Here is a 13460-nt window from a genome sequence, read left to right on the forward strand (position 1 = left end):
CCTCCGTTGTCATCAGCAAGCTGTTTGCGCCATTTCTTCATTCGGTCAGAAGCAGCTTATAAAGGGGGATATTGCCTTCAACCATATCAGCTAAAGTATGCTTATCCAATTCTTCTAAAAACTTCTCTATTGCCTGATTTAATACCATCTTCAGACGACATGCAGACGTAATATGGCAAGATTCCTGACTACAGTTAACCAATGACAATGGTTCTAGCGCACGAACTACATCACCAATTCTGATATCTTTTGCCGGTTTACCCAGACGAATGCCGCCGTTTTTACCACGAACAGCATCCACTAATCCTAAATGGCTCAATTGGTTAATGATCTTTACCATATGGTTACGAGAAACACCATAAACATCAGTGACTTCAGAAATACTGGTCATCTGGCTTTGCGGTAAAGCAGCCATATAAATTAGCGCGCGCAAGCCATAATCTGTAAAACTCGTTAACTGCACATCAACCTCTGGATAATGAGATATAAGTTAATATATCCGAGAACAAACTGAAAAAATAAGCATTTGTTCAAATTATATACCATGGATTGGCCAAAATTCTGTTGATCTTCTGGTAGTTAAGCAAAAAAGGCCATAATAAATAGCAAAAAACCGGGCTGAAAAGCCCGGCTTTACCTAATTATCTCACACAATCAGGCATCAAACGGATCACGCAGAATCATTGTCTCTGAACGATCTGGACCTGTAGAAATAATATCAACAGGAACACCAGTAAGTTCTTCTACACGTTTGATATAGTTCAACGCTGCCAGAGGCAATTTGCTATGCTCTTTCACACCGAAAGTACTTTCGTCCCAGCCAGGCATTGGCTCATAAACGGGTTCAATACCTTCCCAATCATCTGCTGCCAAAGGAGTCGTTTCAACCACTCGGCCATCAGGCATACGGTAGCCAACACAAATTTTTACTTCTTTTAAGCCATCCAGCACGTCTAATTTGGTCATACAGAAACCTGACAGCGAGTTGATCTGTACCGCACGGCGGATAGCAATGATGTCCAGCCAGCCGGTACGACGGCTACGGCCAGTAGTCGCACCAAACTCTTGACCCTTTTCACGCAGGTAGTTGCCAGTTTCATCAAACAGCTCCGTTGGGAATGGGCCAGCACCTACGCGGGTAGAATAAGCCTTAATGATCCCCAGAACATAATCAACATAGCATGGACCTAAACCGGAACCTGTTGCAACGCCACCAGCCGTAGTGTTGGAAGAGGTCACGTATGGATAGGTACCGTGGTCGATATCCAGCAAAGTACCTTGCGCTCCTTCGAACATAACCAATTCACCTTTCTGAGTTGCTTTGTACAGCAGGTCAGAAACGTCAACGACCATACCCGTCAGGATATCGGCAACAGCCATGATTTCGTCAAGAGTTTTCTGGTAATCAACCGCAGGTTCTTTGTAATAGTTAACCAGTTGAAAGTTGTGATATTCGATAATTTCTTTCAGTTTAGCTGCGAATGCTTCTTTATCAAACAAGTCACCAACACGTAAGCCGCGACGTGCAACTTTGTCTTCATACGCAGGACCGATACCACGACCGGTTGTACCAATAGCTTTTGCACCACGGGCTTTCTCGCGGGCATTATCTAATGCAACATGGTATGGAAGAATAAGCGGACAAGCTTCTGAAATAAGCAGACGTTCGCGAACAGGAACACCACGGGACTCTAATGCGTTCATCTCTTTCATCAGTGCATCAGGCGCTAATACGACCCCGTTTGCAATGATGCTAATAACATTTTCACGCAAGATCCCAGATGGGATTAAGTGGAGAACGGTTTTTTCACCGTTAATAACCAGTGTATGACCAGCATTATGGCCACCTTGATAACGAACAACATACTTAGCTCGTTCAGTCAGCAAGTCGACGATCTTGCCCTTGCCCTCGTCACCCCATTGGGTGCCCAATACGACAACGTTCTTACCCATTTCAAAATTCACTCGGTTGCTTAAAAATGGATTCTAACATCTCATTCCACACCTTTCAGTAATTTTTATCAGATCTGTTATTTTTGTTGACCACCTGACACGACAAGGCCCGCCTGATGCGGGCCTTACTTAGATATTCAAACATCTATCAATGCTGAGCTGCACGTTTTTCAGGTGCTTTCATATAACGGAAGAAATCAGTATCTGGGCTTAGCACCAGAACATCTTTTCCATCTTCACTGAAGCTCTTCTCGTAAGCACGTAAGCTACGGATAAAGGCATAGAAGTCAGGATCTTTGCTGAATGCATCAGCAAACAGTTTAGCGGCTTCTGCATCACCGGAACCACGCAAGGTACGGGCTTCACGCTCCGCTCTTGCCAATGTTTCAGTCACTTGTTTATCCGATGTTGCGCGCAATTTCTCTGCTTCTTCCTGACCCTGAGAACGGTGACGACGGGCTACCGCTTCACGCTCTGCACGCATACGCTGGAAGATAGCTTCTGAAACTTCCAATGGCAGGTTAATCTGTTTGATACGCACATCAACAACCTCAATCCCCAGAGCAGCCATACTGTTCGGGTTAATAGCTAGTTGTTTATCCGCAGTTTCTTTCTCTACACGAGCCGCCGCTGAGGCAATCGCATCATCGGCTTCACTGGTAGCCACCGCTTCACCGTCAGTCGTACCTTTGTTCAGGGCGTCACGAACATCGGTAGTCAGCTTACCACGGGAATCAGTCACAATGCCGCGAACATCCAGACGACCAATCTCAGAACGCAAACGGTCACTGAACTTACGTTTCAACAGCACTTCAGCCTGAGAAATATCACCATTACCGGTAGCCAGATAATAACGGCTGAAGTCGATAATGCGCCATTTCAGGTAAGAATCGACAATCAGGTCTTTGTTTTCACTGGTCAGGAAACGGTCCGCCTGAATATCCATAGTCTGGATACGAGCATCAAGTGTTTTCACTGTTTCAATGAATGGCACTTTAAAGTGCAAACCCGGTGCATAAACAATCGGTTTATTTTCCGCGTCACGGGCAACCTTACTGAAACGCAGAACAATACCGCGCTGTCCTTCATGCACAACAAACACTGAAGTATACAAAACCACCAATACAGCAACAATAATAACGAGGAATGACTTACGCATGATTATTGTCTCCCTACTCTGACAGTATCGTTACGCAGATTATCAGTACGGTTGTAATCTACTGTCCGGTTTGAACTTAAGGGTGCTGTCGGGCGAGTAATGTGCGAACCAGAAACAGTGGTATTACCAAGCTGACTTTCCACGGCTGTTTTACCACTGGCTGCATCGCTACGGAACATTTGCTCCAATGGCAGGACCATCAGGTTATTACTGTTCTCATTAGCAATAACTTTGCGGGTATTACTCAGTACTTTTTCCATAGTTTCAATATACAGACGCTCACGGGTAATTTCCGGTGCTGCTTTATATTCAGGCAGCATCTTGGCAAAACTCGCCACTTCACCCTGCGCTTCCAATACCACACGCGCTTTATAAGCCTTAGCATCTTCGATTAATCGTTGAGCCTGACCATTTGCACGCGGTTGAACCTCATTAGCGTAAGCTTCCGCCTCACGAATGTACTGCTGTTCATTTTCCCGGGCAGCTATCGCATCGTCAAATGACGCTTTTACTTCTTCCGGTGGACGGGCAGTCTGGAAGTTAACATCCAGCAAAGTAATACCCATTTTGTATGGACGAATCGTTTCTTCCAGTACCTTCTGGGTATCGCTACGTACAATAGTACGGCCTTCAGTCAAGATTTTATCCATAGTGTATTTGCCGATAACACCGCGAACCGCGCTGTCAGTTGCCTGACGCAGGCTGTTATCAGGGCTTGTTACGCTGTAGAGATAAGCGGCTGGATTCGTCACACGGTACTGAACGTTCATTTCCACGCGAACAACGTTTTCATCGGAAGTCAGCATCACACCGGATGCCGCCAGTTCACGAACAGATTCCACGTTGACCGGAACCACTTCATCAATGAACGTTGGTTTCCAGTTCAGACCTGGCTGCACGATATGGCTCAATTTACCCAAACGGGTAACAACACCACGTTCTGTTTCTTTAATCGTATAGAAACCACTGGCGGCCCAGATCACGACGACCGCGACAACAGCAAGGCTAACAATACGCCCGCCAAATTTTGCCCCCTGATCAGAACCATTACTGCCCTTATTCCCACCGAAACCACCGAGTTTACTGCTCAGCTTACGGAACAGATCGTCGAGATCAGATGCCCCACGGTTTCGACTACCTTTGTTCCCGCCGGAGTTGCCGCTATTATTATTGCTGCTCCCCCACGGGTCGCGGTCTTGTCCGTTGTTCCCGGGCTGATTCCACGCCATGTTTTAGCTCCATTCTTTTATGATTGGTTTTTCAGGCTAAGAGCTGCTTGTAAACAAGCTAACTCTCAATCACACAAGTTTTCTGATATTCATCTGCCAGATAAATCAGACGATGTAATCAAGCAAATCCTGTTCTTGTTTGCACAGACGGCGCCAGTCAACAATCGGCATTCTCACTTCGATACCAACTTTGCCGTCCTCTTCTATCCACTCTTTCTCTATTGCCTGAAGTTGATAGAAGCGGCTGCGTAAACGACCCGCCTCTGGCGGCAAGCGCAATTCGTAGTGTGCGATTTCACCCGAAAGACGCTCCGTCAACGCTTGTAACAACAACGGGATACCTTCACCGGTTTGCGCTGACAACCAAACTCTGACCGGTAAGTTATCTTCGTTGCGATCAATACGCGGTGTAAAATCTCCCAACATATCAATCTTATTCATCACCAGCAGTACCGGAATTTCATGAGCGTCTATCTCTTCCAGTACGCTGTCAACTGCGGCAATATTTTCGTCTATACGACTATCCGCAGCATCAACGACATGCAGCAATAATGTTGCCTGCCGGGTTTCCTGCAATGTGGCTTTAAATGCCGCAACCAGATCATGAGGCAAATGACGGATAAAACCAACAGTATCAGCCAACACCGCAGTGCCAACATCATCAACTTCAATCCGCCGCAGCGTTGGGTCCAGAGTAGCAAATAATTGATCAGCCGCATAAACTTCAGCGGAAGTCATACGGTTAAACAAGCTCGATTTACCGGCATTGGTATATCCCACCAGTGAAATCGTCGGTATATCCGCTTTATTCCGCGCCTGACGCCCCTGCTCTCGCTGTTTCTCAACCCGGCTGAGACGGCTCAAAATCTGGCGAATTTTATCCCGCAATAAACGCCTATCCGTCTCAAGCTGAGTTTCCCCTGGCCCTCTTAGGCCAATCCCACCTTTCTGGCGTTCAAGGTGAGTCCAACCACGAATAAGACGGGTAGAAAGATGGCGTAACTGCGCCAATTCTACCTGTAACTTCCCTTCGTGAGTCCGTGCCCGCTGGGCAAAAATATCCAGAATCACGCCGGTACGGTCGATCACCCGACATTGACAGAGCCGTTCAAGATTGCGCTCCTGTGCAGGACTGAGTGCATGATTAAACAACACAACATCAGCACCACTGGCCTGTACAGCCTCAGCAATCTCCTCAGCCTTACCTTCTCCGACAAAATATTTCGGATGAGGGGCTTTTCTACTTCCCGTGACAATCTGTACAGGAACTACACCAGCAGAAATTACCAGTGATTCAAACTCTCTGAGATTATCGGTGTCTTTATCCTGCAAGAAGAAAACATGCACCACAACGGCTTGTTCACCGCCTTCATAACGCTCAAACAAAGGTGCGACCTCTCAGGCTGAGTCAAAAATTACAGGAAAAAACATAGGTAAAACCTCCCTACCTATGTTTTTCTTCATTCAGTCACTATTCTCAAGCTTATTCAGCGCCATCACTGTCCTGTTGTGCTGCTGGAGCTGAGGCTCCCCCGGAGTGATAATTACCTACACTGGCCCCTACACCTGTATTGCTACTGTGATGAGAAACCGGGCGAGAAGGTACAACAGTAGAGATGGCATGTTTATAAACCATCTGGCTAACCGTATTTTTCAGTAAAATGACAAACTGGTCAAAAGATTCAATCTGACCCTGCAATTTGATGCCGTTGACCAAATAAATAGAAACCGGGACCCTTTCACGCCGTAATGCGTTCAGGAACGGATCTTGCAAAGATTGCCCCTTAGCCATTCTATATTTTCCTTATTTTGTTGTTTTTAACTAAGAACCTAGAGGTTCGAAAAAATGAACTACTCAAAAATTGCGCTTTGGTACTCATCAATTGTACACAATCAATAAACCTATGCACTAACAACCTGCATAACTGTGCTTAAAGCCTGTTCAGGTTGGGAACTCTCCAACCAATGAACCGACTTCCAACCTCTGAGCCAAGTTATTTGACGCTTTGCCAACTGGCGCGTCGCACAAATACCGCGATAAACCATTTCATCATAGTCAATCTCGCCGGAAAGGTAGGACCACATCTGGCGATAACCAACACAACGAATAGAAGGTAAGTCCACATGCAGATCATTACGAGCATAAAGTGCTTTAGCTTCTTCTTCAAACCCTGATTCAAGCATTTGATGAAAACGCTCTTCAATACGTTGGTGAAGGATCTCACGCTTTGCTGGAGCAATAGCAAATTGATGGACACGATAAGGAAGATCTTCGCCTGACAATTTAGTCAGTTCAGTAAGAGTTTTACCTGAAATAAGAAAAACTTCCAATGCCCGGGAAAGTCTCTGCGGATCATTTGGATGAATTCTTAATGCAGCCACAGGATCAATCTTCTGTAATTGTTGATGTAATACATCCCATCCTTGTTCTGCTGCCTGTTGTTCTATCTGCGCCCGAATAACCGGATCAGCCGAAGGCAATGGTGATAAACCTTCAAGTAATGCTTTGAAATAGAGCATAGTTCCACCAACTAATAGAGGAATACGGCCGGAAGCTGTAATTTCTGCCATTTCTCTCAACGCGTCCCGACGGAAATCAGCCGCAGAATAGGGTTGAGAAGGGTCCAAAATATCGATCAAACGATGAGGTGCCAATGTTTGCTCTTCCGCTGTCGGTTTAGCCGTACCGATATTCATTCCACGATAAATCAGCGCAGAATCAACACTGATAAGTTCCACAGGAAGATGCTGGCGTAAAGCGATAGATAAGGCTGTTTTGCCAGAAGCCGTCGGGCCCATAACAAAGATTGCCGTCGGCAGATGTTGAGTTTTCTGATCACTCATGAGTAAGGGATGCCACCACTGCTTGTAAATCAATTAATTGTAATAACCCACCTGGCGGAGATTTCACCAGTTGTGGGCAAAGCCGCTCAACATCAGCCAACAACTGCACTGCCTGAGCAACATTCCACGTTTCATGCTCACTACCGATATGGCAAGCAAGCCAGGTTACAACCTGTTCTGCCGATGCTGATGGCTGCTGTGCCAAGTAACCCAGCAACTGAGGAATTAATTTAGGCAAATTTTGCTGACGCAATGGTAACGATACCGCACGTAGTGTTGCTTTTCCATGAGATACAGATGCTTCAACACCAAAAGAGCCTAATAAGTCACTATAACGATTTAAAGCACCAGCTTCGTCTTTACTGAGAGAAAGTTTTAGCGGTATCAAAAGTGGCTGTGATTTCAGTCCTTGCTCCGTTGGTGTTAACTGTACTTGTTTTAACCAACATTCAGCAACTGTCAAGGATAACAACCCAATTCCTAATGGAGATTCAATCAGAGCATAGCATGGCGGATATATGCCTAGCACTTTACCAAAACTATGGCTATTATTTCTAACCTGAACAGGAGAAGAAGTCACCTTTTCCACCATAACAGGAACGGTTCTTGTCGGAAACAGTTCTCTTTTCTCTTCAGTCTCCGGCGCAGATTGCATCATCTTTTGATACAACTCACCCTGACGTTTCTGATAAACGTCCCCATGATACTGGTAGTTTTCACCACTACGAGAAAAACCCGTGCTCCCCTTACTTGACGGAGCTTCTTTTGGTAATGAAGTTGCCACAGATGCGGCGTTATTCTGCCGGGAAAAATGATTTTCTCCCGCTGATGGGCGGTTTTCCGGCTCCCAAACCGGTGCAGGTTCACAGCATGCCATATCCAGTTCAGCGCCACTGCTGCGTTGTTTTAATACGGCTGTCACACCCTGATAGATAAAATCATGTACCAAGCGGGCTTGATGGAAGCGAACTTCATGCTTTGCCGGATGCACATTAACATCCACCTGATGCGGATCAACTTCCAGATACAAAACATAAGCCGGCTGTTGTTCTCCCCGTATCAAATCCTGATAAGCTTGGCGAATAGCATGATTGATCAAACGATCACGCATCATGCGTCCATTCACATAACAGTACTGAATATCTCCACTCGCAGTAGCATTCATTGGGTCGGCAACCCACCCTTTGATTGATAAATCTCCGTGCTGCCACGAAAGAGAAAGCGCCTGCTGCATAAAAGCGGTACCACAAATAGAGGCCAACCGCCGTTCATGCTGGGATTCATCTTTTGCCGGCCGGTACTGGCGAACCAGTTTGCCGCTATGATGCAGATTGATTGATACATCCAGACGGGCCAATGCAATACGTCTGATAACTTCGTCAATATGACCAAATTCCGTTTTTTCTGTTCGAAGGAATTTGCGCCGTGCCGGTGTGTTATAAAACAAATCCAACACTTCGACAGTACTGCCCACCGGATGCGCAGCCGGTTTCACCGTCACTTCCATATCCCGCCCTTCAGCGTATGCTTGCCAGGCTTCATTTTGCTCTTCCGTACGGGAAGTTAATGTCAAACGCGAGACTGAGCTGATACTGGCCAGCGCCTCTCCACGAAATCCCATACTAATAATGGCTTCCAGATCATCCAGTGTTGCAATCTTACTGGTGGCATGACGAGCCAGCGCTAGAGCAAGATCCTGGTGATTGATTCCACAGCCATTATCACGGACACGAATAAGCTTTACTCCACCGCGCTCAATTTCAATATCAATGCGGCTAGCGCCAGCATCAAGGCTATTCTCCACCAACTCTTTTACTACTGATGCAGGACGTTCTACTACTTCGCCGGCAGCAATTTGGTTTGCTAATTGAGGAGGTAAGATCTTGATCGCCATATTTTTAACCTTTACTTCCCAGCTGTTTTAGGTGCAGCCTGTAATGGATTTTTCAGAAAATAGTTACGCAATCCTCTGTGGATAGCACTTGCCAGCTTATCCTGAAAATCACTAGAACCAAGTAATGTTTCTTCAGCTGAGTTACTGATAAATCCTGTTTCTACCAAAATTGAAGGTATATCCGGTGAACGTAATACACCCAAGCTGGCATGTTCTGGCGAACGTTTATGTAATGAACCGACTTTACGCAACTCGCTCAAAACCTGTACAGCAACATTATAACCCACCCGTTGAGAGTGACCGAATTGCAAATCCAACACAGCTTGGCTCAGATAAGGATCTGCCCCATTTGCCAATGCATCACCTGCCCCACCCAATAATTCAGACTGTTTCTCATGCTGTTCAAGCCAATTACCCAATTCACTGTTTGCACGCTTGTTCGACAGTACCCACACAGAGGCACCACTCGCACTATGATTAGGTGCGGCATCCGCATGAATAGAAACCAGCATATTTGCACTATGCTTACGCGCAACCTCGGAACGACCAGCGACAGAAATAAAATAGTCTCCGTTACGGGTCAGAACAGGTTTGAACATAGGATCATTGCGTAACAACACTTCAAGTTTACGCGCTACACTGATAGTGACATTCTTCTCTTTCAGTCCACGTTGTCCAATTGCTCCAGGATCTTGTCCGCCATGGCCTGCATCAATAGCAACAACGACCTGCTGACAGCCTTTAGGTATTATTTGTGGAACTACCTTTTTTGTCGCAGGTAATTTATTGTTAGTAAGTAACGGCTTACTTGCTGCCACCTGTGAGCTTTCTCTGAAAACAGGATTGCTGACAGACATGTCGGAAGCCCGTAAGGTAAAGATAACCTGATGTTCACTCCCCGATTTCTGCACTATAGAGTTGACTTTAACTTTATGATTTAGTTCAAGCACGATACGTTTTTTTTGTGGCACAGGTGATTGACTGGATCGGATTTTCCTCACTAAGTCCTGCCCCGGCAAGCTCATTGGCAAACCAATAATATTTCCAGACTGGTGGATATCTACGACTAAACGTTCCGGCGAATGTAGTGGGAAAAAACTATAATCAGGGCGACCACCTAAAAAAACCATGGTCACTTTAGATTCACTTATACTGTTACTGACGTGAATATTGGATAAAGTTGCCGCTGTTGCTGTTGTCACCACTAAACTGCTCATTATGATAAACAACCAGCAAATCATCATAAAACGAATTTGCCATTTCTTTATCATTTTTGCGACTAAAGCACGCATCATACTCGGGTGATCCCTCATAAATATTTCAAATTATCTAACAGGCTCTCACCATATTCAGACAAAGCAATAAAATGTGCCTGCCGCCCCTCAGACTGGTAACTCAAATGTAATTTAATATCTGCATCCGGTAACACGCCTTCTCCTTGCTGAGGCCATTCAACCAGACAAATAGCATCCTGATGAAAATAATCACGTATTCCCATAAATTCCAATTCTTCTGGATCAGCTAATCGGTAAAGATCGAAATGGTAAACCGGCCTTGGCGTTAAAGCATAAGGTTCAACCAAAGTATAAGTTGGGCTTTTTACATGTCCTTTATGACCCAAAGATTGCAAAAAACCACGACTAAATGTGGTCTTACCGGCACCTAAATCACCATACAAATAAATTACACTGCCACGATTACAGGCAACCGCAACCGCACGCCCAAGAGAAACAGTCGCATCTTCATTTTGAAGTGACAAAACAAGTTCTTTCATCGAATAATATCTGCTGTTTTATTAACTCATCAGTTAAAACGATAACCCTAACACAGCCCTATTATCAACATCTAACGTCTTCTACTCAGTTTCATTACCAAACTCATTATTTTTAGCCTGCAACAGATCATGCTACACTGTGGCTCCTTGCAGCATAAACTAATTTCCACCATGGCAGCTCCTCTCGACCTCAATCTCCTGACCACAAATATCAAACAATGGGGCCTCTTTCTTGGTTTTCAGCAAGTTGGCATTTGCGATACTGATTTATCAGTAGAAGAGCCAAAATTTCAGGAATGGCTGGATAAACAGTATCACGGCGAGATGGCATGGATGGAACGCCACGGTATGATGCGTACACGTCCTAATGAACTACTACCAGGGACATTGAGAGTTATCAGTGTAAGAATGAATTATCTCCCTGCCAAAGCTTCTTTTGCTAGCACGTTGAATGATCCCGAACTCGGCTATGTAAGCCGCTATGCCTTGGGAAGAGATTATCACAAACTACTACGCCAACGCCTGAAGAAATTGGGTGAACAAATTCAAGATTATTGCCATGATTTTGAGTATCAGGGAGTCCTTAATTTCCGGCCTTTTGTTGATTCAGCCCCGATAATGGAGCGTCCACTAGCCGCTAAAGCCGGATTAGGATGGGTTGGCAAACACTCACTTATCCTTAATAAAGAAGCTGGTTCATGGTTTTTCCTTGGTGAGCTACTGATTAATCTTCCCCTGCCTGTAGACACTCCACAAGAAGAACATTGTGGCCGCTGTGTGGCCTGTATGACAACCTGCCCAACAGGCGCGATTACCGCCCCTTATATCATTGATGCCCGCCGTTGTATTTCCTATCTCACGATTGAACTGGAAGGTGTTATTCCTGAAGAATTGCGCCCACTAATGGGAAACCGCATTTATGGTTGTGATGACTGTCAGATTATCTGCCCATGGAACCGCTTTTCTCAGTTGACAGATGAAGATGATTTCAGTCCACGAGCAGCACTACATGCACCGAAGTTATTGGATTTATTTAATTGGAGTGAAGAAAAATTCCTTCGGATAACGGAAGGTTCCGCAATCCGACGTATTGGTCATTTACGCTGGTTACGTAACATTATTGTTGCTTTAGGAAACGCGCCATATCAAGACGATATCGTTCTATCTCTACAACAGAAATTAGGATTAAACACCATGCTTGATGAACACATTCATTGGGCTATTGAGCAACAAATGACTCGTCGCAAAGCTAATATTGTCAATGTACAGACTTCACAACAAAAACGGCTTATTAAAGCGATAATCAAGGGATTGCCCAGAGACGCTTAATTATTAGCCATTTATCTAATACACAAAAGAGTCAGATAATTCTCCTGTGAATAAAATAAAAACCCCTTGCTGATCAATGTTCAAAAAAAGCGCAAGTGATCAATATGTCATTTCTTAACAAAGGAGCATTCCGAAAAATTATCAATAGGTTACAGAAGAAACATCTGTTTTATAAAATTTAGAATAAGAAAAATCTAAAGGAAACAGCCTGTGGATAAGTCTGTGTGATAATTTTAAGGTGTCGTACTTATTTATTGGGCAATGACTTTCCACTCTGTGGATAAAAAAACAGGAAGCTGTATCGAACGGGATAGCCCCAAAATCGAATCAAAATAAGCGAGTATTGTCATTGAGGAAGAAACTTAGAACGAGAGGTAAACCCATCAAACCTCATATAACTTATTGATTAAGAAGATATTTTTATTACTACCAGGCACTGAAAGGAGTGCATTATGTACCACCCTGGAAAATTTGGCAAGCAGAAGTTGAAAAAATATTTTGGAATTAAGCATAATACCCTTCCCTACACTCTCTGCACCAAACGACGATAAACCAAAGTTAATTCCCTCCATTAACAACCTCTTGATATCAGCCCCATAGCAAAAGGGCTGACATTTATTGTTCAAACTATCTCAGATACACAATTAGTAGCTGTAAGTGAACGATACCTGCTCCTGCCCGGCTGGGCTGTGATAATATGAAGGCGTGCCGTTTGTCACCACATGCCGGATAACCACTCTAACGCCATTGTCAAACCGATAGTTGTTGAATACATCCGTACTTCCTGCCGAATTGAGCGCAACCGGAATGCAAAGAACTTCTGTCGAAGAGTAAGGTTGGGAGTAACAGAGTTCCGCCCGTTCTCCAGTTGTAGTGGGATAGGACGAAGTCCTCCAGTTAACTGATGACAACTTTTTGGTTGCGTTCAATGTCCCAGAAGGGAAATCTGACGATAGCAATGAAAACTGACTAAGAGAAGAACCCGTACCCGTTGAGAACACCATTAGAATAGGTGGATTAACAGTCTTAACAATAGTGTGTGACGCAGCTAATACAGGAGATACAGCCCCCAATAATGCCAGGAAAAGTAGTTTTTTCATTTCTTACCCCTATTGCTCTTTATTGAAATTAAGTTAGTTACTTTCGAACAAACAACCTTCAACCGAACAACATCTACCTGAAAAAACACAAAACTTCGGCGCACCTAATTTTCACCGAGAATACTCCATACACAACTTCCCGCTTCTTAGCTTATACGTGCACCTTCAACTAATTATC

General features: G+C 44.7%; 12 protein-coding genes. 1 reads left to right on the forward strand and 11 read right to left on the reverse strand.

The features are described 5' to 3' along the window. Nucleotides 1-37: 37 nt before the first annotated feature. From nsrR to tsaE, 10 genes are all read right to left on the reverse strand, one after another. Entirely contained in the window at nucleotides 38-463 is a 426-nt protein-coding gene (gene nsrR / locus C5469_RS08655) for a nitric oxide-sensing transcriptional repressor NsrR (RefSeq protein ID WP_054478350.1), read from the reverse strand. A gap of 191 nt (nucleotides 464-654) precedes the next feature. Further along, nucleotides 655-1953, reverse strand: a complete 1299-nt coding sequence (locus C5469_RS08660; protein ID WP_166304973.1) for an adenylosuccinate synthase — start codon at nucleotides 1951-1953, stop codon at nucleotides 655-657. A gap of 148 nt (nucleotides 1954-2101) precedes the next feature. Continuing rightward, nucleotides 2102-3112: a protease modulator HflC gene (hflC, locus tag C5469_RS08665; RefSeq protein ID WP_166304975.1), complete on the reverse strand. Its 1011-nt coding sequence runs from the start codon at nucleotides 3110-3112 to the stop codon at nucleotides 2102-2104. Between the two features lie 2 nt (nucleotides 3113-3114). Then, entirely contained in the window at nucleotides 3115-4341 is a 1227-nt protein-coding gene (hflK, locus tag C5469_RS08670) for an FtsH protease activity modulator HflK (protein WP_166304977.1), read from the reverse strand. 105 nt (nucleotides 4342-4446) lie between these two features. Then, nucleotides 4447-5727: a ribosome rescue GTPase HflX gene (hflX, locus tag C5469_RS08675; protein WP_166304979.1), complete on the reverse strand. Its 1281-nt coding sequence runs from the start codon at nucleotides 5725-5727 to the stop codon at nucleotides 4447-4449. Nucleotides 5728-5824: 97 nt separating this feature from the next. Next, on the reverse strand, nucleotides 5825-6133 hold the full coding sequence (gene hfq / locus C5469_RS08680) for an RNA chaperone Hfq (RefSeq protein WP_054478358.1): 309 nt from the start codon (nucleotides 6131-6133) through the stop codon (nucleotides 5825-5827). 110 nt (nucleotides 6134-6243) lie between these two features. Continuing rightward, nucleotides 6244-7185, reverse strand: a complete 942-nt coding sequence (gene miaA / locus C5469_RS08685; RefSeq protein WP_166304982.1) for a tRNA (adenosine(37)-N6)-dimethylallyltransferase MiaA — start codon at nucleotides 7183-7185, stop codon at nucleotides 6244-6246. Beyond that, entirely contained in the window at nucleotides 7178-9079 is a 1902-nt protein-coding gene (gene mutL, locus C5469_RS08690; protein WP_166304985.1) for a DNA mismatch repair endonuclease MutL, read from the reverse strand. Before mutL ends, miaA begins: the two co-directional genes overlap by 8 nt. A gap of 11 nt (nucleotides 9080-9090) precedes the next feature. Further along, a complete protein-coding gene (gene amiB, locus C5469_RS08695; protein ID WP_166304988.1) occupies nucleotides 9091-10374 on the reverse strand; it encodes an N-acetylmuramoyl-L-alanine amidase AmiB in 1284 nt (427 codons plus the stop codon). Nucleotides 10375-10388: 14 nt separating this feature from the next. Then, on the reverse strand, nucleotides 10389-10853 hold the full coding sequence (tsaE, locus tag C5469_RS08700) for a tRNA (adenosine(37)-N6)-threonylcarbamoyltransferase complex ATPase subunit type 1 TsaE (protein ID WP_166304990.1): 465 nt from the start codon (nucleotides 10851-10853) through the stop codon (nucleotides 10389-10391). 171 nt (nucleotides 10854-11024) lie between these two features. Here tsaE and queG point away from each other — a divergent pair, with 171 nt between their 5' ends. Then, nucleotides 11025-12182: a tRNA epoxyqueuosine(34) reductase QueG gene (gene queG / locus C5469_RS08705; protein WP_166305167.1), complete on the forward strand. Its 1158-nt coding sequence runs from the start codon at nucleotides 11025-11027 to the stop codon at nucleotides 12180-12182. 644 nt (nucleotides 12183-12826) lie between these two features. Here the strand turns inward: queG and C5469_RS08710 are convergent. Continuing rightward, nucleotides 12827-13282 carry a hypothetical protein gene (locus C5469_RS08710; RefSeq protein ID WP_166304993.1) on the reverse strand — a complete coding sequence of 152 codons (456 nt, stop codon included), beginning with the start codon at nucleotides 13280-13282 and terminating at the stop codon, nucleotides 12827-12829. Nucleotides 13283-13460 lie beyond the last annotated feature (178 nt).

Source organism: Photorhabdus cinerea, assembly GCF_011189575.1.
Classification (GTDB): Bacteria; Pseudomonadota; Gammaproteobacteria; order Enterobacterales; family Enterobacteriaceae; genus Photorhabdus; species Photorhabdus cinerea.